19 protein-coding genes are annotated in these 24,943 nt (G+C 65.8%); 12 read left to right on the top strand and 7 right to left on the bottom strand.

Annotated elements, in window-relative coordinates:
- Window positions 1–6: 6 nt before the first annotated feature.
- The 9 genes from QX108_RS20895 (at window position 7) to QX108_RS20855 (ending at window position 10,252) form a co-directional block, all read left to right on the top strand.
- Window positions 7–987: an ABC transporter permease gene (locus QX108_RS20895; protein WP_315719138.1), complete on the top strand. Its 981-nt coding sequence runs from the start codon at window positions 7–9 to the stop codon at window positions 985–987.
- Between the two features lie 2 nt (window positions 988–989).
- On the top strand, window positions 990–1,958 hold the full coding sequence (locus QX108_RS20890) for an ABC transporter permease (RefSeq protein WP_315782640.1): 969 nt from the start codon (window positions 990–992) through the stop codon (window positions 1,956–1,958).
- A gap of 31 nt (window positions 1,959–1,989) precedes the next feature.
- The gene (locus tag QX108_RS20885; RefSeq protein WP_315719136.1) at window positions 1,990–2,973 is read left to right on the top strand and encodes an ABC transporter ATP-binding protein; all 984 of its coding nucleotides are present in this window, start codon (window positions 1,990–1,992) and stop codon (window positions 2,971–2,973) included.
- Window positions 2,970–3,977 (top strand): oligopeptide/dipeptide ABC transporter ATP-binding protein, encoded by a 1,008-nt coding sequence (locus tag QX108_RS20880; RefSeq protein ID WP_315782642.1) that lies wholly within the window; start codon window positions 2,970–2,972, stop codon window positions 3,975–3,977. The genes QX108_RS20885 and QX108_RS20880 overlap by 4 nt, the downstream gene beginning before the upstream one ends.
- A 163-nt stretch (window positions 3,978–4,140) precedes the next feature.
- Window positions 4,141–5,943, top strand: coding sequence for a gamma-glutamyltransferase family protein (locus QX108_RS20875; RefSeq protein WP_315719134.1), 1,803 nt, complete (start codon window positions 4,141–4,143; stop codon window positions 5,941–5,943).
- Between the two features lie 9 nt (window positions 5,944–5,952).
- On the top strand, window positions 5,953–6,663 hold the full coding sequence (locus QX108_RS20870; RefSeq protein WP_315782644.1) for a DUF1028 domain-containing protein: 711 nt from the start codon (window positions 5,953–5,955) through the stop codon (window positions 6,661–6,663).
- Window positions 6,664–6,786: 123 nt separating this feature from the next.
- Window positions 6,787–8,259, top strand: a complete 1,473-nt coding sequence (locus tag QX108_RS20865; protein ID WP_315782646.1) for an ABC transporter substrate-binding protein — start codon at window positions 6,787–6,789, stop codon at window positions 8,257–8,259.
- Window positions 8,260–8,418: 159 nt separating this feature from the next.
- Complete coding sequence (locus QX108_RS20860) at window positions 8,419–9,360, top strand: ABC transporter permease (protein WP_315719131.1); 942 nt, start codon at window positions 8,419–8,421, stop codon at window positions 9,358–9,360.
- Window positions 9,361–9,421: 61 nt separating this feature from the next.
- Window positions 9,422–10,252: an ABC transporter permease gene (locus QX108_RS20855; RefSeq protein WP_409998540.1), complete on the top strand. Its 831-nt coding sequence runs from the start codon at window positions 9,422–9,424 to the stop codon at window positions 10,250–10,252.
- Window positions 10,253–10,482: 230 nt separating this feature from the next.
- Here QX108_RS20855 and QX108_RS20850 read toward each other — a convergent pair whose 3' ends face one another.
- The 3 genes from QX108_RS20850 to QX108_RS20840 form a co-directional block, all read right to left on the bottom strand.
- Window positions 10,483–13,581: a MexW/MexI family multidrug efflux RND transporter permease subunit gene (locus QX108_RS20850; RefSeq protein WP_315719129.1), complete on the bottom strand. Its 3,099-nt coding sequence runs from the start codon at window positions 13,579–13,581 to the stop codon at window positions 10,483–10,485.
- A gap of 84 nt (window positions 13,582–13,665) precedes the next feature.
- Window positions 13,666–14,856, bottom strand: a complete 1,191-nt coding sequence (locus QX108_RS20845) for an efflux RND transporter periplasmic adaptor subunit (protein ID WP_315782650.1) — start codon at window positions 14,854–14,856, stop codon at window positions 13,666–13,668.
- A gap of 1 nt (window position 14,857) precedes the next feature.
- Window positions 14,858–15,544: a helix-turn-helix domain-containing protein gene (locus QX108_RS20840; RefSeq protein ID WP_315782936.1), complete on the bottom strand. Its 687-nt coding sequence runs from the start codon at window positions 15,542–15,544 to the stop codon at window positions 14,858–14,860.
- Window positions 15,545–15,813: 269 nt separating this feature from the next.
- Between QX108_RS20840 and QX108_RS20835 the strand changes: the two genes are divergently transcribed.
- Window positions 15,814–17,034 (top strand): cytochrome P450, encoded by a 1,221-nt coding sequence (locus QX108_RS20835; RefSeq protein ID WP_315782652.1) that lies wholly within the window; start codon window positions 15,814–15,816, stop codon window positions 17,032–17,034.
- A gap of 1,103 nt (window positions 17,035–18,137) precedes the next feature.
- Here the strand turns inward: QX108_RS20835 and QX108_RS20830 are convergent.
- From QX108_RS20830 to QX108_RS20820, 3 genes are all read right to left on the bottom strand, one after another.
- Complete coding sequence (locus tag QX108_RS20830) at window positions 18,138–19,079, bottom strand: NAD(P)H-binding protein (protein WP_315782938.1); 942 nt, start codon at window positions 19,077–19,079, stop codon at window positions 18,138–18,140.
- Window positions 19,080–19,573: 494 nt separating this feature from the next.
- Entirely contained in the window at window positions 19,574–20,422 is an 849-nt protein-coding gene (locus QX108_RS20825) for a VOC family protein (protein ID WP_315782654.1), read from the bottom strand.
- On the bottom strand, window positions 20,419–21,678 hold the full coding sequence (locus QX108_RS20820; protein ID WP_172134150.1) for a Glu/Leu/Phe/Val family dehydrogenase: 1,260 nt from the start codon (window positions 21,676–21,678) through the stop codon (window positions 20,419–20,421). The genes QX108_RS20825 and QX108_RS20820 overlap by 4 nt, the downstream gene beginning before the upstream one ends.
- A gap of 203 nt (window positions 21,679–21,881) precedes the next feature.
- Here QX108_RS20820 and QX108_RS20815 point away from each other — a divergent pair, with 203 nt between their 5' ends.
- Together QX108_RS20815 and QX108_RS20810 are read left to right on the top strand one after the other, a co-directional pair.
- Entirely contained in the window at window positions 21,882–22,775 is an 894-nt protein-coding gene (locus QX108_RS20815) for a sugar kinase (RefSeq protein ID WP_172134149.1), read from the top strand.
- A gap of 22 nt (window positions 22,776–22,797) precedes the next feature.
- Complete coding sequence (locus QX108_RS20810) at window positions 22,798–23,706, top strand: ribokinase (protein ID WP_315782657.1); 909 nt, start codon at window positions 22,798–22,800, stop codon at window positions 23,704–23,706.
- On the opposite strand, the gene QX108_RS20805 is transcribed toward QX108_RS20810, so the two are convergent.
- Window positions 23,703–24,938 carry an NAD(P)/FAD-dependent oxidoreductase gene (locus tag QX108_RS20805; protein WP_315782659.1) on the bottom strand — a complete coding sequence of 412 codons (1,236 nt, stop codon included), beginning with the start codon at window positions 24,936–24,938 and terminating at the stop codon, window positions 23,703–23,705. The genes QX108_RS20810 and QX108_RS20805 overlap by 4 nt on opposite strands.
- Window positions 24,939–24,943: the final 5 nt, after the last annotated feature.

The raw sequence follows: 24,943 nt of genomic DNA, 5'->3' as shown, positions 1-24,943 counted from the left end.
GATCAGATGCTCGCCTTCGCGCTTCGCCGAGCGATCCAGGCCATCGGCGTGATGATCGCCGTCGGAATCATCTCGTTCGCCATGTTCCGCTTCGCCGGCGATCCGGTGAACCAGCTGGTCGCCATCGATGCCTCGGCCGCGGAGCGTGCCAGCATCCGCGAATCCCTGGGTCTGGACGATCCTTTCATCGTGCAGTTCGGCCGCTATCTCTACAATGCGGCCCAGTTCAAGTTCGGCGTGTCCTACCAGTTCCGGCAGCCGGTCTCGGATCTGCTCAAGGAGCGGATGCCCGCGACGCTGGAGCTTGCGATCTGCGCGACCATCCTGTCGCTGTTCTTCGGCATCCTGATGGGCGTGTTCTCCGCGCTGCGCCGCGACTCCCTGATGGCCAAGCTGTTCCAGATGGTGTCCCTGATCGGCATCTCCCTGCCGACGTTCCTGATCGGCATCCTGCTGATCTATTTGTTCTCGGTCACGCTGGGCTGGCTGCCCTCGTTCGGCCGCGGCGACGTCGTGAAGCTCGGCTGGTGGTCATCAGGCCTGTTCACCCTGTCCGGCTGGAAGGCGCTGATCATGCCCTCGATCACGCTCGGCCTGTTCCAGATGACCCTGATCATGCGCCTCGTCCGCGCCGAGATGCTCGAGGTGCTGCGCACCGACTACATCCGCTTCGCCCGCGCCCGCGGCCTCACCACCCGCGCCATCCATTTCGGCCACGCCCTGCGCAACACGCTGGTTCCGGTCATCACCGTGGTCGGCCTGCAGTTCGGCTCCGTCATCGCGTTCTCGATCATCACCGAGCAGGTGTTCCAATGGCCGGGCATGGGTCTGCTGTTCGTGCAGGCCGTGCAGAACGTCGACATCCCGATCATGGCGGCCTATCTGATGATGGTGTCGCTGATCTTCGTCACCATCAATCTCGTGGTTGATATCCTCTACACCGTGGTCGATCCGCGCCTGCGCACGACCATCAGCCGTCCGGCCTGATCATGAGCGACGCCGCCGTCCCCCACCCCGCTCCCGTCGAGGCGCCACGCGCAGCTCCCGATGGCTGGCTCAAGCGCGCGCTCGCCAGCGACCTGTTCTATTCGTTCCGCCGCTCCAAGCTCACGGTGATCGCGGCCGTCATCACGCTGCTGTTCTTCCTGCTCGCGATCTTCGCGCCGCTGCTGTCGCCGCAGAACCCGTTCGATCCGGCGCAGTTGCAGCTGTTGAACTCGCGGATCTCGCCGCTGTGGACCGCCGACGGCCAGAGCCCGTTCCTGCTCGGCACCGACGAGCAGGGCCGCGACGTGCTCTCGGCCATCCTCTACGGCCTGCGCATCTCGCTGATCGTCGGCATCCTCGGCGTGCTGTTCTCCGGTGCCCTCGGCATCGCGCTCGGCCTGATCGCCGGCTATTTCGGCGGCCGCGTCGATACCGTGATCATGCGTATCGCCGACGTCCAGCTCACCTTCCCGCCGATCCTGATCGCGCTTCTGGTCAACGGCATCGCCAAGTCGGTCTCCGGCAATCGCCTGGACTGGCTGAGCATGCTGATCGTTCTGGTCCTGGCCATTGGCCTCTCCTTCTGGGTGCAATATGCGCGCACGGTGCGCAGCTCGGTGATGGTCGAGAAGAACAAGGACTATGTCGCCGCCGCGCAACTGATCGGCCTGCCCGCGCCCGTGATCATGCTGCGCCACGTGCTGCCCAACACGACGGGTCCGGTGCTGGTCATCGCCACCATCAATCTGGCGCTCGCCATCATCACCGAGGCCACCTTGTCGTTCCTCGGTTCAGGCATGCCGGAGACGATGCCCTCGCTCGGAACCCTGATCCGGATCGGCAACAATTATCTGTTCGCCGGCGAATGGTGGATCGTCGCCTTCCCCGGCATCGCGCTCGCGGGACTGATCCTCGCGATCAACCTGCTCGGCGACTGGCTGCGCGACGCGCTCAACCCGAAACTGCGATGACCCTGCTCCTGCGTATGAAGGTCTCAACCTCATGACCGCCCCCGTTCTGTCCGTGCGCAATCTGCAGGTCGAGTTCGAGACCAGGCGCGGCACCTTGCGCGCGATCGACGGCGTCTCCTACGACATCGCCAAGGGCGAGGTGCTCGGCGTCGTCGGCGAATCCGGCGCCGGCAAGTCGGTCACCGGCTTGGCCGTGATCGGCCTGATCGACCGCCCCGGCCGCATTTCCGGCGGCGAGATCCTGCTGTCGGGCCTGCGCATCGACAACCTCCCGCCGGAGGAGATGCGCAAGGTGCGCGGCAAGCGCATCGGCATGATCTTCCAGGACCCGCTGACCTCGCTCAATCCGCTGTACCGCGTCGGCGACCAGATCATCGAGACCATCAAGACCCACACCAATCTCACCGACCAGCAGGCGCGCAAGCGCGCCATCGACCTGCTTGCCGAGGTCGGCATCCCCGCGCCCGAGAAGCGCATCGACGGCTATCCACACGAATTCTCCGGCGGCATGCGCCAGCGCGTCGTGATCGCGCTCGCGCTCTGCGCCGAGCCGGAGCTGATCATCGCCGACGAGCCGACCACCGCGCTCGACGTCTCCGTGCAGGCGCAGATCATCTCGCTGATAAAGCGGCTCGGCCGCGATCACGGCACCGCCGTGATGCTGGTGACCCACGACATGGGCGTGATCGCCGAGACCTGCGACCGCGTCGCCGTAATGTATGCCGGCCGCGTCGCCGAGATCGGCCCGGTGCAGGAAGTCATCAAGAACCCGCTGCATCCCTACGCCAAGGGCCTGATGGGCGCGATCCCGACGCTCGCCGGCGAGGACAAGCGCCTGGTGCAAATCCCGGGCTCGATGCCGCGGCTGTCGGCGATCCCACCGGGCTGCTCGTTCAATCCGCGCTGCAACGCCGCCTTCGACCGCTGCCGCATCGACCGGCCAGAGCCGCTGCGCCAGGGTACCCAGGCGGTCGCCTGCCATCTATATGATCGCGCGACGGAGACCGCGGCATGAGCGATTTCGTCGAGGTCAAGGATCTGCGCCGGGTGTTCGACGTCTCGAAGCCCTGGCTCAACCGCGTCATCGAGCGCCAGCCGCAGGAGTTTTTGAAGGCGGTTGACGGCGTCAGCTTCGGCATCCGGAAGGGTGAGACGTTCGCGCTGGTCGGCGAGTCCGGCTCCGGCAAGACCACGGTGGCGCGCATGGTGGTCGGGCTGCTGGCGCCGACCTCCGGCGAGGTCATCATCGACGGCGTGTCGATGAGCGAGGCGCGTCAGGCGCAGGTCCGGCGCAAGCTGCGCCGGCGCATCCAGATGGTGTTTCAGGATCCCTACGCCAGCCTCAACCCGCGCTTCCGCGTCGATTCCATCATCGCCGAGCCGATCCGCGCCTTCAACGTCATCGAGGGCGAACGCCAGATCAAGGATCGCGTCGGCGAGCTGCTGACCCTGGTCGGCCTGCATCCCGACGACGGCCAGAAGTTTCCGCACGAATTCTCCGGCGGCCAGCGCCAGCGCGTCGCGATCGCGCGCGCGCTCGCCTCCGAGGCCGAGTTCATCGTCTGCGATGAGCCGACCTCGGCGCTCGACGTCTCCGTGCAGGCGCAGATTCTCAATCTGATGCGCGACCTGCAGGACAAGTTCGGTCTCACCTACCTGTTCATCAGCCACAATCTCGCGGTCGTCCGCCACATGGCGAGCCGCATCGGCGTGATGTATCTCGGCCGCATCGTCGAAATCGCGGAAGGGCGCCAGCTCTTCAACGATCCGCGCATGCCCTATACCAAGATGCTGCTCGGCGCGGTGCCGGATCTGTCGATGTCCGGCCGCCAGCGCATCCCGGTGAAGGGCGAGATCCCCAACCCGATTAATCCGCCGTCCGGCTGCACGTTCAATCCGCGTTGTCCGCTCGCGTTCGATCTGTGCCGGCAGAAGTCGCCGGAGCTGATCGGCGGCGTCGCCTGCCATGCAGTGAACCAGCCGGCAGCGACGGCCGTTTCGACCGCATCGGTTGCGTGAAGCGAACTCTGAATGAAGTCGTCATTGCGAGGAGCAAAGCGACGACGTGTCCGCCGAAGCCCATCGGGCGAAGGCGGAAGCAATCCAGGGGCGTCATCCTGGGCCCTGGATTTTCGCTATCGCTCGCAATGACTACCACTAACTACACAGATCAAAGGGCGCCATGAGCTTCATCAATCCCGATCCCTTCACGACCCGCCCGGAGATCGACGGCACCTTCGGCGTCGTCACCTCCACGCACTGGCTCGCCACCGCCGTCGGCATGGCGATGCTGGAGCGCGGCGGCAACGCGTTCGACGCCGGTGTCGCGGCCGCCTTCACCTTGCAGGTGGTCGAGCCGCATCTCAACGGCCCCGGCGGCGACGTGCCGATCATCCTGCACGACGTGAAGCGCGGGCGCACCGAGGTGATCTGTGGCCAGGGACCTGCACCGGCTGGCGCCACCATCGCGCACTACAAGCGCGAAGGGCTCGACATGGTGCCCGGCACCGGACTGCTCGCGGCCTGCGTTCCCGGCACCTTCGACTCCTGGATGATGCTGCTGCGCGACTACGGCACGATGCGGCTGCGCGACGTGCTGGAGCCGGCGATTTCCTACGCCCGCGACGGCTATCCACTGGTCGAGCGCGTCTCGGCAACGATCCAGACCGTCGAACAGTTGTTCAAGACGCATTGGCCGACCTCGGCCGCGCTCTATCTGCCGAACGGCGAGGTGCCGCGTCCGGGCACGCTGTTCACCAATCCCAAGCTGGCCGAGACCTATGCGCGCATCCTCAGCGAAGCCGAGAGCGCCGGGGAGAATCGCGATGCGCAGATCGAGCGCGCGCGCAAGGCGTGGTCGCAGGGCTTCGTCGCCGAAGCGATCGACCGCTTCTGCCGGACTCAGGAGGTCATGGACGTCTCGGGATCCCGCCACAAGGGCGTGCTGACGGCCGACGACATGGCGCGCTGGCAGCCGACCATCGAGGCGCCGCTGACCTATCAGTACGGCCGCTACACCGTGTGCAAGGCCGGCGTCTGGAGCCAGGGCCCGGTGCTGTTGCAGCAGCTCGCGCTGCTCAAGGGCTTTGCGCTCGACGGCCTCGATCCGACCGGACCCGATTTCATCCATTGGCAGATCGAAGCTGCGAAGCTGGCGTTCGCCGATCGCGAGGCGTTCTACGGCGATCCGAACTTCGCCGACATCCCGATCGAGACGCTGCTGTCGGATGCCTACAACGACGAGCGGCGCAAGCTGATCACCGACAAGGCCTCGCTGGAGCTGCGGCCCGGCAAGCTCGACGGCTACGGCGCCGAGGTGAAGCTGCGCGAGGCGCAAGGCAATCGCGAGGCCGTCGGCGCGATGGGCTCGGGCGAGCCGACCGTCGGCCGCTTCGGCGAGGTGCGCGGCGACACCGTGCATTTCGACATCATCGACCGCGACGGCAACATGATCTCGGCGACGCCCTCCGGCGGCTGGCTGCAATCCTCGCCCGTCATCCCCGAACTCGGCTTCTGCCTCGGCACGCGCGCGCAGATGTTCTGGCTGGAAGAAAATCATCCGGCGGCGCTGGTGCCCGGCAAGCGGCCGCGCACGACCTTGTCGCCGACCATGGCGCTGCGCGACGGCGAGCCCTACGTCGCCTGGGGCTCGCCCGGCGGCGACCAGCAGGACCAGTGGAACACGCAGTTCTTCCTGCGCCACGTCCATGCCGGCATGAACCTGCAGGAATCGATCGACGCGCCCGCATGGCACTCCGAGCATTTCCCGATCTCGTTCTGGCCGCGCACCGCGCGCCCCGGCGTCCTCGTGGTCGAGGGCCGCGTGCCGAAGGCGACCGTCGAAGAGTTGCGCCGCCGCGGCCATGTCGTCGAGGTCGGCCCTGACTGGTCGGAAGGTCGTCTCACCGCCGCCTCGCGCGTCGGCCGCCGCCGCCGCGCCGCCGCCAATCCCAGGGGCATGCAGGGCTACGCCGCGGGACGCTGAGGGCCGACGATGACCTGGTCGATCATTGCCAAGGACGACACCACCGGCCGGATCGGCATCGCTGTCGCCACCCGCTTCTTCGCCGTCGGCGCACGCGTGCCGTTCATCGTCGCCGGCCGCGGCGGCATCGCCACGCAGGCCCTCGTCAATCCCTACTACGGCATCGACGGCGCGACGCTGCTGCGCGATGGCCGCCACCCGCGCGAGATTGTGCAGTTGCTGACCTCAGGCGATCCTGGGCGGGAGAGCCGGCAGATCCACATCCTGGATATCAACGGCCAGATCGCCGCCCATACCGGCCGCGACTGCATCGACTGGTGCGGCCATCTCGAAGGCCAGGGGTTTTCGATCGCCGGCAACATGCTGGCCGGCCCGCAAGTGTTGAACGAAACCGCGAACGCTTATCTTGCCAACACCGCCCTGCCCTTCGCGCAGCGCCTGATCGCTGCGATGAAGGCCGGCGAGGCCGCCGGTGGCGACAAGCGCGGCAGGCAATCGGCGGCGCTGCTGATCCACGGCAAGGACGAATGGTCGGAGCTCGACCTGCGCGTCGACGATCATCCCGATCCGCTCAGCGAGCTCGAACGGCTGGAAGGCGTGAGCCGCAAGCATTGGGCGGTGTTCCGGCAGTTCATGCCGACCCGCGACAATCCGGCCGGCGTCACCGATCGCGCCACGATCGATGCCGGCATCACGGCGGCGCTCGCGAACCCGACTTGAGTTCCGGAAGGACCGCCTCTGACCGGGGTTGGTATGGATGGTGCAACGACACTGGCTGCATTTCGTAGGGGACTTCGTATGCTGAGAAAGAACTGGTGCTTGGCCGCTCTCGCGGCTGTTCTCATGGCCTCTTGCGCGGCCACTGCTCAGGCGCAAACCACGTTGCGCATCGGCTTAGCCGAGGACCCCGACGTGCTCGATCCGACCATGGCCCGCACCTATGTCGGCCGCATCGTCTTCGCCGCAACCTGCGACAAGCTGTTCGACATCGACGAGAAGCTCAACATCGTGCCGCAACTGGCGCTGTCGCACGAGACCTCCGCCGACGGCAAGGAGGTCACGATCAAGCTGCGGCCGGGCGTGAAGTTTCACGACGGCGAGCCGTTCGATGCCGAGGCCGCGAAATTCTCGATCGATCGCCATCTCACCTTCCCCGGCTCGTTCCGCAAGCCGGAGCTCGCGTCGGTCGATCACGTCGACGTCGTCGATCCCCTGACCATCAAGCTCGTCCTGAAGGCGCCGTTCTCGCCGCTGATCGCGCAGCTCACCGACCGCGCCGGCATGATGGTGTCGCCGAAGGCCGCCAAGGAGGCCGGCGACAAGTTCGGCCTGCGGCCGGTCTGCGCCGGTCCGTACAAATTCGTCGAGCGCGTCCAGCAGGACCGCATCGTGTTCGAGAAGTTCGCCGACTACTGGAATAAGGACAACGTCTTCATCGACAAGATCGTCTACCAGCCGATCGTCGACGCCACGGTGCGGCTGGCCAATCTGAAGTCCGGCGGGCTCGACCTGATCGAGCGCGTGCTCGCGACCGACATCAAGGACGTACGCGCCGATTCCAAGCTCGCGCTGTCGACCGCGATCGAGCTCGGCTATCAGGGCATCACGCTGAACATCGGCAAGGACAAGGCCAAGGGTCCGCTGAGCCAGTCCGCGAAGGTGCGGCAGGCACTAGACCTCTCGATCGATCGCGAGGCGCTGAACCAGGTGGTGTTCAACGGCGAGTTCATGCCGGGCAACCAGTGGGTCAATCCCTCGCATCCCTACTATCAGAAGGCCTTCCCGATCCGCGCCCGCGACGTCGAGAAGGCGAAGGCGCTGTTGAAGGAGGCCGGCGTCACGCCGCCGGTCGCGGTCGACTTCCTGGTGTCGAAGGGCGCCGAGACCGAGGCGGTCGCCCAGGTCGTGCAGTCGATGGCCGCCGAGGCCGGCTTCGACATGAAGATCCGGGTGACGGAGTTCGCGACCTCGCTGAAGCAGGCCGAGGCCGGCGACTATCAGGCCTTCATGCTGTCGTGGAGTGGGCGCATCGATCCCGACGGCAACAGCTACTTGTTCATGAAGAAGAACGCGCCGCAGAACTACAGCGTCTGGGAGAATGCGGAGGCCGACAAGGCGCTCGACGACGCCCGACTCATCACCGACATGGCGCAGCGCAAGGCGCTGTACGAGAAGCTCGCCAAGCTCGAGATCGAGGAAGAGCCGATCCTCTACCTCTACCACCGCCGCATCCTGATCGCGCATACCAAGAAGCTGGAGGGCTACAAGCAGATGCCGGATGGCCTGGTGCGCGTGGTCGGACTGAAGCTGAAGTGAGCGCCAAATTGGCGAGAGAGGCGAGCACTCGGTCCTCCGTCATGCCCGGGACAGGCCCGGCCATGACGACGCGGAGACAGGCGGGCGCAAAACTCCGCTCATCACCTGCGATAATCCTACCGCACGGGGAGCGAGGTGGCAGCAAGCGAGGCAGATCCCATGCTGACCTTCCTCGCCCGCCGCCTCGCCCAGATCATCCCGACCTTGATCTTCGTCTCGATCCTGATCTTCTCGCTGCAGCAGCTGCTGCCCGGCGACCCCGCCCTCGTGATGGCCGGCGAGGAGCGCGATCCCGCGGTCATCGAGCAGATCCGCAAGCAGTATCGCCTCGACCAGCCCCTGCCCGTCCAGTACGGCTACTGGATCAAGGGCGTGCTCTCGGGCGATTTCGGCGAGTCGCTCCGCATCAAGATGCCGGTGCGCGATCTCATCCTGCAGAAGCTGCCGGTGACGTTGCAGCTCGCATCAATGGCGATCGTGATCGCGTTCCTGATCGGCATTCCCGCCGGCATCATCTCCGCTGTGAAGCGCGGCACAGGATGGGACTACGCCGCCAATCTGTTCGCGCTCTGGGGCATCTCGACGCCGAACTTCTGGCTCGGCATCATGCTGATCTTCGTGTTCTCGATCCAGCTCGGCTGGCTGCCCGCTTCCGGCTATGTCTCGCTGGCGGAGGATTGGCGCGCCAGCATCGCCGCCACCATCATGCCGGCCTTCGTGCTCGGCAACGCCATCGCGGCGATCCTGATGCGCCATACCCGCAGCGCCATGCTGCAGGTCTTGAGCAGCGACTACATCCGCACCGCGCGCGCCAAGGGCATCTCCGAGCGCCAGGTCATCCTGCGCCACGCGCTGCGCAACGCGCTGACGCCGGTGATCACGCTCGGCGCGCTCGAACTCGGCACGCTGTTGTCAGGTGCGGTGTTGACGGAACAGATCTTCTCGATTCCCGGCTTCGGCAAGCTGATCGTCGACGCCGTGTTCAACCGCGACTACGCCGTCGTGCAGGGCGTCGTGCTGGTCACCGCCACCGTCTACATCATGCTCAATTTGATCGCCGACCTCGCTTATGTCCTCGTCAATCCGCGCTTGAGGAGCTGACATGGCAGAGACCACGCTGTCAGCACCGGGCATCCGCACCCTTGCCCCGCTCGAGCGGCCGATCCAGCGCACCTGGCCCCGCCTGGTCAAGCGCCGGGGAGCCATGGTCGGGCTCGGCCTGATCACGGCCTTCATCCTGCTCGCGGTATCAGCGCCGCTGGTGGCGCCCTACGATCCGATCAAGACGAGCTGGGCGCTGGTGCGGAAAGCGCCCTCGGCGGCGCATTGGTTCGGCACCGACGATCTCGGCCGCGACGTGCTGGCCCGCGTCATCTATGGCGCGCGTGCCTCGCTGATGGCCGGCGCGATCTCCGTCGTCATCGCGCTGGCGATCGGCGTGCCGATCGGCATGATCGCGGGCTATCGCGGCGGCTTCATCGATGCCCTGATCAGCCGCATCACCGATGCGATGCTGGCCTGCCCGTTCCTGATCCTGGCGATCGCGCTGGCTGCATTCCTGGGGCCGAGCCTCGGCAACGCGATGATCGCGATCGGCATCTCGGCGACCCCGATCTTCGTCCGGCTCACCCGCGGCGAGGTGCTGAGTGTCAAGGTCGAGGAATATGTCGAGGCCGCGCGCAGCGTCGGCGACACCGATCTGCAGATTGCCGTCCGGCACATCCTGCCCAACATCATGCCGGCGCTGCTGGTGCAGGCGACCCTGTCGGTCGCCGCCGCCATCATCGCCGAGGCCGCGCTGTCGTTCCTGGGGCTGGGCCAGCAGCCGCCGGCGCCGTCCTGGGGCAGCATGCTCAACGCCGCCCAGCGCTTCCTCACCAACGCGCCGTGGATGGCGATCTGGCCGGGGCTTGCGATCTTCCTGGTCGTGCTCTCGCTCAATCTGCTGGGCGACGGCCTGCGCGACGCGCTGGATCCGCAGCAGGAGGAGTAAGGCAACGCCGGCGCTTCACCCTCCGCCGTCGTCCCGGCCTCCGAGCCGGGACCCATCGCCACCGTCGGTCGTGTTGCGCGAGAAGATCACTCCACGCCTGCCTCACACCACGGACTGTGGCTATGGGTCCCGGCGTTCGCCGGGACGACAGCGAGGATGTTGAGAGACTGCCAAAAACAAAAAGGCGGCTGCCAGGGCAGCCGCCTTTGATGTGCTGGACGAGCGTTCGCTTACGCCGCCTTCACCGCGTGATCCGGCTCGGCATCGAACTGGGCGATCTCCTTGGCGCGCTGCGACTTGGCGGCGGCCTGGTGGTCGGTGGCGATGACGGTGTAGACCGCCGGCAGCACGAACAGCGTGAACAGCGTGCCGATCGACATGCCGGCGACGACGACGAGGCCGATCGAGAAGCGGCTGGCGGCGCCGGCGCCCGAGGCGGTCAGCAGCGGAATCAGGCCGGTGACCATCGCCGCCGTCGTCATCAGGATCGGCCGCAGGCGGATGCGCGCCGAGGTTTCGATCGCCCTGCGCCGATCCATCCCTTCGTTCAGCTGCAGCTCGTTGGCGAACTCCACCATCAGGATGCCGTGCTTGGTGATCAGGCCGACCAGCGTGAGCAGACCAACCTGGGTGTAGATGTTCATCGTCGCAAGCCCGAAGAACAACGGGATCAGCGCGCCGACGATCGCCATGGGCACGCTGATCATGATGACCAGCGGATCACGCAGGCTCTCGAACTGCGCCGCGAGCACCAGGAAGATGATGATCAGCGCGAAGCCGAAGGTGATGGCGAGCTGATTGCCTTCCTGCACATATTGGCGGGCGTCGGCGAGATAGTCGTGGCTGAAGCCCGACGGCAGATTCTTGGCCTGCTTCTCCAGGAAGTCGACCGCCTGGCCGACCGTGACGCCGGGCATCGGCACCGCCGAGAAGGTCGCCGAGTTGAGCTGGTTGAAATGCGTCAGCGAGTTCGGGTCGGTCGCGGTCTCGATGTTGACGACCGTCGACAGCGGCACCTGCTGGCCGGCCGCGCTCGCGACGTAGTAGCCGGACAGCGATTCCGGTGACAGCCGCTTGTCGCGCGGCACCTGCGGGATCACCTGGTAGGAACGGCCCTCGAGGTTGAAGCGGTTGATGTAGTTGCCGCCGAGCAGCACGGCGAGCGTGTTGCCGATCGACTGCATGGTGATGCCGAGATCGCTGGCCTTGCTGCGGTTGATCCAGACCTTCACCACCGGCTGGTTGAAGTCGAGGTCGCTGTCGGAGACGATGAAGATGCCGCTCTTGCGCGCGGCGTCCTTGAGCTTGGCCATCTGCTCATAGACGGCCCGGAAGCCGCTGGTCGAGCTGATCACCATCTGCACCGGCAGACCGCCGGGGCCGCCCGGCAGCGCCGGCAAGTTGAAGGCGAAGGCATTGATGCCCTCGATCTTGGAGAGCTCCGCCTGCACCAGCGGCTTCAGCTTGATCGAGGAGCGCGTGCGCTCGTCCCACGGCTTCAGCAGCATGCCGGCAAATCCGCCTTGCGGCCCCTGGATGCCGTTCAGGATGAAACGCAGGTCGGTCTCGGGAAACTTCGCGAACGCCTTGTCGACCTTGTCGGTGTAGAAATTGATGTAGTCGATGTTGGCGTATTTCGGCGCCTTGGTGATCGAGAACACGATTCCCTGATCCTCCTCCGGCGCCAGTTCCTTGGCGGTGTGCATATAGAGGAAGCCGACCAGGCCGAGGATCGTCAGCGCGAACAGGCCGGTCACCGGACGGTAGTCGAGCGAGCGGTCGAGTTGGCGGCCGTACCAGTTGGTCATCGAACCGAACACGCGGTTGACGAGCCGCGCGAAGCGGCCCTCATCGGCGCTCTTCAGCAGCACCGAGCACATCATCGGCGACAGCGTCAGCGCGATGACGCCGGACACGATGACCGAGCCCGCGAGCGTGAAGGCGAATTCGCGGAACAGCGAGCCGGTGAGGCCGCCGAGGAAGCCGATCGGCGCGTACACGGCGGCGAGCGTGATCGTCATCGAAATGACCGGGCCGACGATCTCGCGCGCGCCCTGCAGTGCCGCCTGGACGGGTGTCTTGCCCTCCTCCAGATGGCGATGGATGTTCTCCACCACCACGATCGCATCGTCGACGACGAGGCCGATCGCGAGCACCATGGCGAGCAGCGTCAGCAGGTTGATGGAAAAGCCGAGCGCCAGCATCAGCGTGCAGACGCCGATCAAGGACAACGGGATCGTCACCACGGGGATGATGACCGAGCGCAGCGATGCCAGGAACAGGAAGATGACGACGATGACGATCAGCACGGCTTCGCCGAGCGTGTGCTCGACCTCGTCGATCGAGGATTGGATGAACTTGGTGGAGTCGTAGGCCACCTTCATCTTCATCGACGGCGGCAGATTGCGCTCGAGGTCGGGGAACAGCGCGCGCACGCCCTTGACGATGTTGAGCGGGTTGCCCTGCGGCGTGGCGTCGACGCCGATGAAGATCGCCCGCTCGCCGTTGAAGGCGACGCTGGCGTCGGTGCTCTGCGCCGCAAGCTCGACGGTCGCGATGTCCTCCATGCGGACGAAGCCGCCGTCCTTGGCCTTGACGATCATCCGCTTGAACTGGTTGACGTCGGTCAGGCCGGTATTGGTGGTGACGTTGGAGACGATGAAGTAGCCCTTGGACTGGCCGGCGGCGGACTGGAAGTTGTTGGCGGCGATCGCCTGCGCGACATCGGTCGGCGAGACGTTGCGGCCGGCCATCTTCTCCGGGTTGAGCCAGATGCGCATCGCGAAGGTCTGGCCGCCGAGGATGTTGGCCGCGGCGACGCCGTCGACGGTCGACAACACCGGCTGAACGACGCGCGTCAGATAGTCGGAGATGGCCGAGCCCGACAGCTCCTCGCTGGAGAAGCCGAGATACATCACCGAGGTCGTCTGGCCCGTGGTCTTAGTGACGATCGGGTCGTTGGATTCCTTCGGGATCAGGTAACGGACCGAGTTCACCTTGGCGAGGACCTCGGTGAGCGCCTGGTTCGGATCGAAGTTAAGCTTCACGAACACCTGGATGGTGCTGGTGCCCTGCACCGATGACGAGGTGATGTAGTCGACGCCTTCGGCCGAGGCGACCGCCTGCTCCAGCGGCGTGGTGATGAAGCCCTGGATCAGGTCGGCGGACGCGCCGGGATAGACGGTCGTGACGTTCACGACTGTGTTCGACAGCTTCGGATATTGCCGGATCGGCAGCTCGAACGCGGCGCGCAGGCCGAGCAGCAGGATGAGCATGCTGACCACGAGCGCCAGAACCGGGCGCTTGATGAAGATATCGGTGAAACGCATCGCGGCTATCCCGTCAGCAGACGTCAGGTGAGGACCGAACGGGCCGCCTGCTCGCGGCGGCCCGGCATTGACTCAGAGGTTCGCTCAGTAGCGCGGCGGCTTCGCCGGCACCGGCGGCGGCGGATCGGTCGAGATCGCAACCGCGGCGCCCGACTGGATCTTGAGCTGGCCGACGGCGACGACGCGGTCGCCTTCCTTCAGGCCCTTCAGGATCACCGCCCGGCCGTTGATGCGGTCGCCGGTCTGCACATAGGTGCGGTCGGCCGTCAGCGTGACCTTGCCGTCGTCGGCCTTCTTCTCGTTGATGACGAACACGGAGTCGCCATACAGCGTGTAGTCGACCGCGGTCTCCGGCACCGTCAGCACCGGCGGCTTGTCCGGCAGCACCACCGTGGTGGTGGCGAACATGCCGGGCTTGAGGATGTGCTCGGGATTGGCGATCGTCGCCTGCACGCGAATGTTGCGCGTGTCGGTCGCGATCTGCGGCTCGATGGTGGTGATCTTGCCCTCGAAGGTCTTGCCCGGATAGGCATCGACGCCGATGCGCACGGTCTGCCCGACCTTGAGTTGGCCACTGTCCTTCTCGGTCACCGTGAAGTTGACCCAGAGCTGCGACAAATCGGTGAGCGACACGATCTGCGTGCCGGCCGACAGATACTGGCCGACCTCGACCTTGCGGACGCCGAGATCGCCGTCGAACGGCGCGCGCACCAGCTTCTGCGCGATCAGCGCCTCGGTCTTGGCGACGCCCGCCTGCGCCTGGTCGTAGGCAGCCTGGGCCTGGTCGACGGTTGCCTGCGGGCCGAACTGGCGCGACGCCAGCTGCTTGGCGCGGTCCAGCGAGAGCTGCGCCACCGTGACCTGGGCCTTGTAGTTGGCGAGATCGCCCTGCTCCGGCGCGTCGTAGAGCTGAACCAGCGGCGTGCCCTGCTTCACCGTCGTGCCCGGCATGAACATGATCTCGGTGATGCGGCCGGAGGCGTCCGAGGTGACGTTGACCTGGTGTACGGCGGCGAGGTCGCCGACGGCGGTCAACAGGTTCGGCACGGTCTCCGTCGACGCCGTGGCGGCGGTCACGTTGAGCGGCGGCGGCTTCATGTTGGCGAAGAACTGCGCGATCATCTTGTCGCGAAACATGTTGAACCACACGAAGCCGCCGACCAGCGCCGCGAGCAGAGTGCCGACGATGATGAACCACAGCACCGGGCGGGTGCGCTTGCGCGGCTTGTCGTCGATCGGCTGGCCTGAGAGCTTGGGTTCCGTCGCAATGTTCATGTCATGCACTTTCTGCCGTCGCCGGCCGGGCCGGAGGTTGCGACAATTCGTGATTGAGATGGTACGCAATGGCGGCGTCGGTCACTCCGATGCCGCGCAGGATGAACTGGCTGAGCTGGCGCTCCAGGCTTTCAGCGGTTCCATAAGCCAGACACGGGGTCGAGGGAAGCCGGGTCAAGGCCGCCATCAATACGGTGTGATGCGCAAACCAGAACAGGTCGCGGGGCGCCGCCGCTGATGGCAAGGCATCACCAGCCGCGACGGCGCTTTCCAGAGAGTTAACGAATTTGGCGCCGATCAGATCATCGATCTTCACATAGAGCAGCCGCGCAAACTCGCCATCGTCGAGATGGCTCGACGCCATCAGCCGCAACCGCTGCTCTTCCTCGTCGTTGGGGCCGTCAGCGATGCTGAGAAAATGCCGGACCATCCCGGCCATCATCCTGACCAGTGTGGCGGTGGAAGGTTCCTGTCCGAGCAGCAGCTCGAAATCCGGATCGGCCTCGCATTGCTCGGTGAGGATCTCGGCATAGAGCGCCGCCTTCGACGGGAAATGCTTGAACAGCAACGCTTCCGAGATGGCCGCCGCCGCCGCGACGCTCTTGGTGGTGGTGCCCGCATAGCCATGACGTGCGAAGCAGCGCTTGGCTGCACCGAGGATCAGCTGCCTTCGGAGATCGCTTGTCATGCGCAAACTGGACATCGCCCGTGAGTAAATACTCACTTGATTGATGTCAAGAAATATGCCGCGTCGCAGCAGGGTTCGGCGGTCAAGTCCCTGAAATTGCAGGAGAGAAACGACTGCGCCGAAGGCAATTTTATACCTCTACAACAAGGCGGATCTGCGGCACGCCCCGGTGGTGGAGATGCGGGCTCACACCGCCCGGCGGATTTTCTTCCGCGCCCGGCCGTGCGACGGTCGCAGCAACAAACCAGAATCGGCCGGGAGGACCAGGGATGACCGACGACACGGCGCTCGCCGCCAGCTTCGACCTCGAGAGCCTGACGCCGGAGTTCTACGCCGACCCCTACCCGACCTATCGCGCGCTGCGCCAGCACGCCCCGGTCAAGCGGATGCGCAGCGGCTCCTACTTTCTCACCCGTTATGACGACCTCGTCACCGCCTACAAGGCGACGAAGACGTTCTCGTCGGACAAGACGCGCGAGTTCGCGCCGAAATACGGCGACTCACTGCTGTACGAGCACCACACCACGAGCCTCGTCTTCAACGATCCGCCGGCGCATACGCGCGTGCGCCGCCTGATCATGGGTGCGCTGTCGCCGCGCGCCATCGCCGAGATGGAGCCGGCGCTGATCACGCTGGTCGACGGGCTGCTGGAGAGAATCGCCGCGAAGGAGCACTTCGAGCTGATCGAGGATTTCGCCGCGGCGATCCCCATCGAGGTGATCGGCAATCTGCTCGGCGTGCCGCATGAGGAGCGCGGACCCTTGCGCGACTGGTCGCTCGCCATCCTCGGCGCCCTGGAGCCGGTGTTGACGCCGGAGCAGTTTGCCCGCGGCAACCAGGCCGTCGGCGACATGCTGGCCTATCTGGAAACCCTGGTGGCCCGCCGGCGCGCGGCTCCCGGCAATCCCGAGCGCGACGTGCTGACGCGGCTGATCCAGGGCGAGGCCGACGGCGAGCGGCTGAGCGCGAAGGAGCTGCTGCACAACTGCATCTTCCTGCTCAATGCAGGACACGAGACCACGACCAATCTCATCGGCAACGGCCTGGTGCTGCTGTGCCAGCATCCGGCCGAGCGCAGGAAGCTGATCGAGACCCCCGCTTTGATCCGCACCGCCGTCGAGGAGATCCTGCGCTATGAAAGCTCCAACCAGCTCGGCAACCGCATGACGACCGAGCCGGTCGAACTCGGCGGCGTTGGCCTGGAAGCAGGCACGTCCATCACCCTGTGCATCGGCGCCGCCAATCGCGACCCCGCCCAGTTCGACGATCCCGAGCGCTTCGACATCACCCGCCCCGCCAACCGCCACCTCGCCTTCGGCACCGGCGCGCACCAATGCGCGGGGATGGCGTTGGCACGGCTGGAAGGCGCGGTGGCGATCTCGCGGTTTGTCAGCCGGTTTCCGAACTATCAGCTCGCGGGCGAGCCGGTGCGTGGCGGGCGAGTGCGGTTTCGGGGGTTTGCGAGCGTGCCGTGTGTGGTCGAGGGGTAAGGAAGATCGCAGTAGCTCCCCGAATGCGCTCGGTCCCGAGCCGATATCGCCAGCCATTCGGATCGGCGTCATTCCGGGGCGCGCGCAGCGCGAGCCCGGAATCCATAACCACAGGATGCCGTGTGAGGCATGCACGGAGTTGCCAGCTCGCCTGACGACATCGCTCCGTGGCTATGGATTTCGGGCTCATTCGCGCTGTTCCAAAATGGCTACGCCATTTTGCGCGCGAATGCCCCGGAATGACGAACTCTCTAAGAACTTCGCTGCGGCGAATTGCAGAACACGATCCCTCACCTGCACCGCCGTGTTGGGCCATTCGACGTGCGCCAAAACAGATTGTTCAGGAACCAGCTCAAGGACATCACCCTTCCAGTCCGTCCAGCTGCAAAAAATTACTTTCTTTTTTCCAGAAATTATGATTGTATATCCCGATCCCGTCTCACAAGAGGGACGCTTCGCGGTCGTCACGAACGTCGAGGCGGGATGCGGTGGGCGTGTTGGTGCTGCGGCGTGGGTTTCCACCCGGACGAACGGCAGCGATGCGCACGGTCAAGTCGCGTGGTCCTGACACCCCGATGCTGGTGTCCAGCGCAATGCGCGCAAGCGCATTGTCGCGATACGGTGGCCAGAAAGCCCGGCGCACCGGGGAGATCGCGAAGCAGCCGTTAGACCATCGCGCGGGGAATGCCGGGTGTTCTCGGCTGAACCTGTGGTTCCTGCCGCCTGCATTTTTTCCGCAGGCGGGCCATGGGTGCGGCCAGCGCCCGGCATTCCCCGTGCCCTCTTCTCAGGAGAGGGCAGGACGAACAGCAAAGCTCGGACGCGAAAGCGCGCCGCGAGATAGAGATTCCATGCCTCACCGCCGTCATTGCGAGCGAAGCGAAGCAATCCAGGGCCGCGCTCGCGACGCTGGATTGCTTCGTCGCTGCGCTCCTCGCAATGACGGTGCCTCAAGGGAGATCATGCGACGGCAATTCAATCAGTTGCTCGTCATGCCCGGGCTTGACCCGGGCATCCATCTTCTTGCGAAGAGTGATGGATGGCCGGGTCAAGCCCGGCCATGACGACCGGAGAGATGGATGACCATCACTTCGACGGAGACTTCAAAACACCGCGTGGTCGCCGCGCTCCGCCTCGGCCTCGCCGCGGATCAGCTTGGCGTAGTAGTCGAACAGCGTTTCCGATCCGGTCGACGGCGTAGCATCGGCGTCGTAGCGGCCAGTGAGGGGGTCGAGCACCAGCATCGATTCCGTCGCGTAGTAGCGGCCGATGCGGGCGAGCTCCGCCTTGTCGGCGAGCGACGGCACGATCCGCTTGGCGACGTCGAGCCCTCCGATGATGAGATCGAGCAGCGCCACCGGCACGCGGCGGATGTTCGGCTTGCGGCCGAGCAGCGCGAACAGATGCTCCGCCTGCTCCAGCGGCGTGATCGCAGGTCCGGGGCCGCCGATCGGCAGAACCTTGTTCCAGCGGCTCTCGTCATCGAGACAGCCGGCGAGATAGTCGCCGAGATCGGCGTCACTGACCGGCTTGCACGCGGTCAAACGGCCGTCGCCGAACACGAGATAGGGACGGCCCTGCTGCACGCGTGCGACCTGCCCCGACAGCGACTTGAAGAACGCGGTGGGGCGGACGATCGAATAGGTCAGGCCTGCCGCCATCAGCTGCGCCTCGAAGGCCAGCTTGGCCTGCTGAAACGCGAGCAGCGGCTTCTGCACGCAGATGGCGGACAGCAGCACGAACTGCGTGACACCGGCCTGACCTGCTGCAGTCAGCGCGTTCACATGGGCCTGATAGTCGATTGCCTGGGCATCCCGCGGCACGCCGGTCCGCGAGGCCATGCAGGACATAATCGCATCGAAGCGCTCACCGCGAAAGCCGTCGCGCGCCAGCGAGACAGGATCGGTGACGTCGCCGATCCTGACGGTCGCGGCGGGGATCGCCATCGTGTCATTGTGCGGACGCACGAAGCAGACCACCTCGTGCCCGCGCGCGACCAGCGCGCGCACCGTGGCACGGCCGATCGTCCCGGTCGCGCCGAGCATGAACACGCGGCGCGGAAGCACAGCGGCAGCGGGATCAGACAGCGACATCATTGGCGAGAACGGCTCCGAGAACTGCGTCAATCTATATCACTTGCCGCCGCCCTGGGATGCAGCCGACTTCGCAATGGGCATCCTTCTCACGCGCGCTGGGAGGCCGTTATGCGCTCGTCTCGCTCCACGCCGTCTTGGCCGGGCTCGTCCCGGGCATGACGGAGCAACAAATGAACAGGATCGTTCGCCCGGGCGGCCGTGTATCGCCAGAAACAACAGCCATGCACGCACTGGAAAGGCACATTGCGATTTCCACCCTCATAGTGAGGAACGCCGCAGGCGCGTCTCGAACCATGAGGCCCTCAGCCTCGCCCTTCGAGACGCCCGCCTTCGGCGGGCTCCTCTGGGTGAGGGTCAAAGTGTGCGGCCTGAGGACAGGGGCAGGCTTCGATTTGGTGCGCAGCGCGGGGTACGAGCAGCCTCATACGCCGAACCTAACCGCCTCACTCCGCCGCGCGCGGCGTCTTCTCCAGGATCAGCGTATGAATGCCGCAGGCGCCGCTATAGAGGCTCATCACCCGCGTGCCGGGCTTGCGGCCCGCCCTCGGCTCGGAGACCTGCAGCCCGGCGGCAAGCAGTCTGGCGCGGGTCGCTTCGATGTCGGCGACGCGCCAGCTCAGGCCCCACAGCTTGTCGTTCGCCTTGTCGTTGCCGGCGACCGGCCGCTTCACCACCTCGACGATCAGGTCGCCGCAGCGGAAGAACATCAGCTGGCCCCATTCCTGATGGCTGCGGTCGAGCGCCATGTCCAGGCCGAGCCGCGCGCCATACAGCGCGGCGGCACGCTCGGGGTCCTCGGTCGAGACCACGATGTGGTCGAGGCCGAGCACCGCGGAGTCCGCGGTCTTCTCCGACGGCGGCCGCGGCTGGCTGAGTTCCAGGAAGAACATGCGCACGCCACGCGTCAGATCCGTCATCGCGCGGGTGCGCTTCCAGTGCAACGTCTGACCCGAGACGCGGTCGGTGTTGTCGACCTCGGCAATCGGGTCCGGCTTCAGCGCCACGCGCTCCAGCCGCCGATGCATCTTGCCGATGTCGTTGGTGGCGAAGCAGATGCTGGCGAGGCCCTCGCCCCAGATCTTGATGACGTTGCGGATGCGATCGGCGGCGGGGCTCTGTCCCGCCGGCGCCATCAGCTCCAGGCTCATATTGTCGAGCGTGAACAGGACGCGGTCGGCGCCCTCGCCCGAATTGTGCCAGGACGGCTTGCGCGCCAGCAGCGTCTCGAACGCGGCGCTGCCGGCCTTGATGTCCTCGAGCAGGATGACGACGTGGTCGAGACCGGTGATCACGGAAACAGCCCTCGCGTGTTCTTGGCGTTGCGCACCTTCTCGACGCCGATCGCCATCGCCGCAGTCCGGTGCGGGACGTCGTCGGCCTTGGCCCGGTTCACCATCTTCTCGAAGGCGCGGTCGAGGATCTGGTACTCGCGCCGCATCACCTCCTCCTCCTCCCAGAACAGCTGCTGCAGATCCTGCACCCATTCGAAGTAGCTGACGATGACGCCGCCGGAATTGCAGAGGATGTCGGGAATGAGAAAGATCTCCTTGCGGCGCTGGTCGAGCACCAGATCGGCATCCGGCGTGGTCGGGCCGTTGGCGGCCTCGGCAATGACGCGGCATTTCAGGTTCGCCGCCACCTTGGCGTCGATCACGCGCTCCACAGCCGCTGGCACCAGGATGTCGCAGGCCAGCGTCAGGATCTCGTTCGGGTCGAACGCGAGCTCGGTGGAGAAGCCGGCGATGCTGCCGTGCTTGCTCGCATGCGCCATCAGCTGGGGGATATCGAGGCCGCGCGGGTCGTGGAGCGCACCGGTATGATCGCTGACCGCAATCACCTTCATGCCCATCTGGTGGAAGCCGAGCGCGGCATAGGAGCCGACATTGCCGAAGCCCTGCACCACCACGCTCGACTTGGCGGGATCGATGCCGAGCACGTCCATCACCCGGCGCGAGACGTGGGCGACACCGCGCCCCGTCGCCTCGCGGCGGCCGAGCGTGCCGCCGGAGAATACCGGCTTGCCGGTGACGATCTCGGTCACGGTCTGGCCCTGATACATGGAGTACGTATCCATGAACCACGCCATCACCTGCTCGTTGGTGCCCATATCCGGCGCCATCACGTCGGTGTGCGGGCCGACGAACGGGATCATCTCCTGCATGTAGCGGCGGGACAGGGATTCGAGCTCACGCTTCGACAGCTTGGACAGGTCAACATTGACGCCGCCCTTGGCACCGCCATAGGGCAGACCGACCAGCGCGCATTTCCAGCTCATCCAGATCGCGAGTGCCGCAACCTCGCCGATGTCGACGGTCGGCGCAAAGCGGGTACCGCCCTTGGTCGGCCCCATGGTCAGGAGATGCTGGACGCGATACCCCTCATAGACGGCAATGGTGCCGTCGTCCTTGTGGATCGGACACGAGACGGTGATCGCGCGCTTGGGAAGCAGCAGCCGGTCGCGCTCGTCGGCTGGGATGCCAAGATGGTCGGCAATCACGTTGAACTGATTGGTCGCCATCTCGAACACCGGACCCGCATAGACCGTCATCTTCCACTCCCGAATCTGCTCCTGCAGGCCGGCAACCATAGCGCGACCCGTGCGCCGGTGGCAGGGGGCCTCCGGTTGCAAGGGGCCGATCTCAACCACCATGGTGACGATTTGACGAAGAATTTCAGCGTTGATCCGCCTTAACCGCTTGCTAATCTGCGGCGCCGGGGCCGCGATCACCCCTTAGTGAGACAGAAATGCCCATGCAGGCCCTTTTCATCGGACAGACCTACATCGACGTTACGTTCATCACCGACCATATGCCGACCGGAGACGAGAAGCACGTCGCCTCCGACTACGCCGTGTCGTTCGGCGGCAATGCGGTGACTGCGGCATTTTGCTGCGCCAAGCTGGGCATCGTGCCGGACCTGATCGCCACGATTGCGAATGACTGGCTCGGGCGGATGTTCCAGGACATGACCGCGAAGTACGGCATCTCCGTACATCCACGGAAGGTCAACGCCTCCTCGCTGTCCTTCATCATGCCGAAGGACGGCAAGCGGGCCATCGTGCGCTGCCGCGACGATGCCCACATTCACCCGTTCCCGCTGCTCAATCTCGGCAATTGCCGGGCGCTCCACGTCGATGGCCATCAGCCCGACGCCGCCCTGCATTACGCCAAGCTGTGCCGCGAGGCCGGCATCCTCACATCCCTCGACGGCGGCGGCCTGCGCACCAACACGCATGAGCTGCTCGAATATATCGACGTCGCCATCGTCGCCGAGCGACTGTGCGAGCAGATGGACCTCACGCCGGAGAAGATGCTCGACTACCTCAAGGGCCGCGGCTGCCGCATTGGCGGCGTCACCCAGGGCGAGAAAGGCCTGCTCTGGTACGACGAGCTCGGCGCGGTGCACACGCTGCCCGCCTATCCGATCCCGCGCGAGCGCGTCATCGACACCAATGGCGCCGGCGACGTGTTCCATGGCGCCTATGTGTATTCGTATCTCGCCAACCCGGCGAAGGGCTGGAAGGAGCATTTCGAGTTCGCCCGCGCGGCCTCGACGTTCAAGATCCAGAAGCTCGGCAACGAAGCCGGCCTGCCGACGCTCGCCGACATCGAGCTTGTCAGGCAGGAATTCGAGGCCCGCGTCTAGCGGCTGATCAGGGAGAACACCGATGGGGCGCGTGGTCGTCGCCGGCAGCATCAACATGGATGTCGTGGCAACGGCCGAGCGCCATCCCCGCATCGGCGAGACCGTTGCGGGACAGTCTGTGATGTACTTCCCCGGCGGCAAGGGCGCCAACCAGGCCGTGTCCGCGGCCAAGCTCGGCGCGCCGACGCTGTTGATCGGCCGGCTCGGCGCCGATGCGTTCGGCGAGCAGCTGCGCGCGTTTCTCGCCGGCCAGGGCATCGATCTCTCGGCGGTGAAGGACAGCGCGAGCGCATCGACCGGCACGGCGATCATCACGCTGGCGAATGCCGACAACACGATCGTCGTGATTCCCGGCGCGAACGCGGAGGTCTCGGCAGACGATGTGGCTCAGGTGGAATTGACAGCGGGCGACGTGGCGGTGAGCCAGTTCGAGATCCCGCAAGCCACGATCGCCTCGTTCTTCCAGCGTGCCAAGGCAGCGGGCGCCACCACGATCCTCAACCCGGCCCCAGCCAGCGCATTCGACGGCGCGCTTTTCGCGCTGGTCGACGTGCTCGTGCTCAACGAGACGGAGCTCGGCTTCCTGGCTGGTGTCGATCTCGGCGACGCGCCCTCTCCGCAGCAGGTGACGGAAGCCGTGAAGGCGCTGATACCTCGCCGAGACCAGACGGTCTGCGTCACGCTCGGCCCGCGCGGCGCGATCGCCGTGTGTCGCGGCGACGGCAGGCTGGTCGAAGGCCGCGCGGTGAAGGCGGTCGACACCACCGGCGCCGGCGACTGCTTCGTCGGCGCGCTGGCGGCGCGGCTCTCGCAGGGCGCTGCGATCGCGGATGCGATCGCCTACGCCAACGTTGCGGCGTCCATCTCCGTGCAGCGGATGGGCGCCGGCCCCTCGATGCCCACGGCGGAGGAGGTCCGCGCGGCCCTCTAGGCGAGAGCGCTCTTCAGGTCGAAGCCGGGATCAGCAGCCTTGGCCGCATCGATCGTGCCGCCCGCAGCCAGCAGCTTGCGGCCGAACATGTGGTCACCGGCGCGGTTGACGGATTCGATGCCGACCAGCCGGCCCTCCTTGTAGCAGAATGCGGAGAATGCCTTTTGCGCCGGATCCCCGCGCAGCACGACCTGATCATAGCCCGTGGTGAGCCCCGCGATCTGCAGCTTGTCGTTGGCCTGGTCGCTCCAGAACCACGGCTGGCCGTCATACGGCTTGACGTCGCCCGTCAGCCGCGCGGCAACGCAGCGGGCATGATCGGTGGCGTTCTGCACCGACTCGAGCCGCAAGGTGCCACCGAAGCGCTGACTGGTAAACAGCGCGCAGTCGCCGATGGCCGAGATGTGCGGATCGCTGGTCAGGAGGTACTCGTCGACCACGATGCCCGCGGCGACCTGCAGTCCGGCGTCCGCGGCGAGCTCGACATTCGGCAGCACGCCGACGCCGACTACGACGAGATCAGCCGGGATATGCCGGCCGTCGCTGAGGCTGACGCCGGTGACCTTGTTGCCATCGGCTTCGATGCTGGTGGACTGCACACCCAAATGAATGCGCACGCCGGCATCGGCATGCTGCTTCTGGAAGTAGTCGGAGATTTCCGCCGTGACGGCCCGCGCCATCACCCGCGCGCCGAGTTCGAGCACGTCGACCTCGAGGCCCTTGATACGCGCGGTCGCCGCGAATTCGAGGCCGATGAAGCCGGCGCCGATGACGACGACACGCTTGGCATCGCCGAGCAAGCTTCTGAGCGCTTCACTGTCGTCGAGAATACGCAGATAGCGCACAGCGGGGAGATTGGCGTTGGGAATGTCGAGCAGCCGGTTGCGCGCACCGGTGGCGAGCACGAGGTGCCCGTAGTCGAGCGTCCTGCCGGAGGCGAGCAGGACCCTGCGCTGGTCGCGCTGAACCGAGACGACACGGTCGTAGACGAGGTCGATGGCCTGGTCGGCATAGAACTTCTGCGGCCGGAACATCAGCGTCTCGGGACCACCGGTGCCCTTGAGATACGCCTTCGACAGCGGCGGACGCTGGTACGGCAGATGCGGCTCGTCATTGATCAAATGGATGGGATCGGCAAAGCCTGCCTGACGCAGCGAGGTCGCGAGCTGAAAGCCCGCATGCCCCGCGCCTACGATCACAACCGGTCCCTTGGTCACTGCGTCCTGCCCCATTCTGT

This window comes from Bradyrhizobium sp. SZCCHNR1002 (assembly GCF_032381435.1).
In the GTDB taxonomy this organism is placed as follows: Bacteria; Pseudomonadota; Alphaproteobacteria; order Rhizobiales; family Xanthobacteraceae; genus Bradyrhizobium; species Bradyrhizobium aeschynomenes.
Note: the sequence above shows the minus strand (reverse complement) of the source record. Positions and strands in the feature narration are given on the sequence as shown.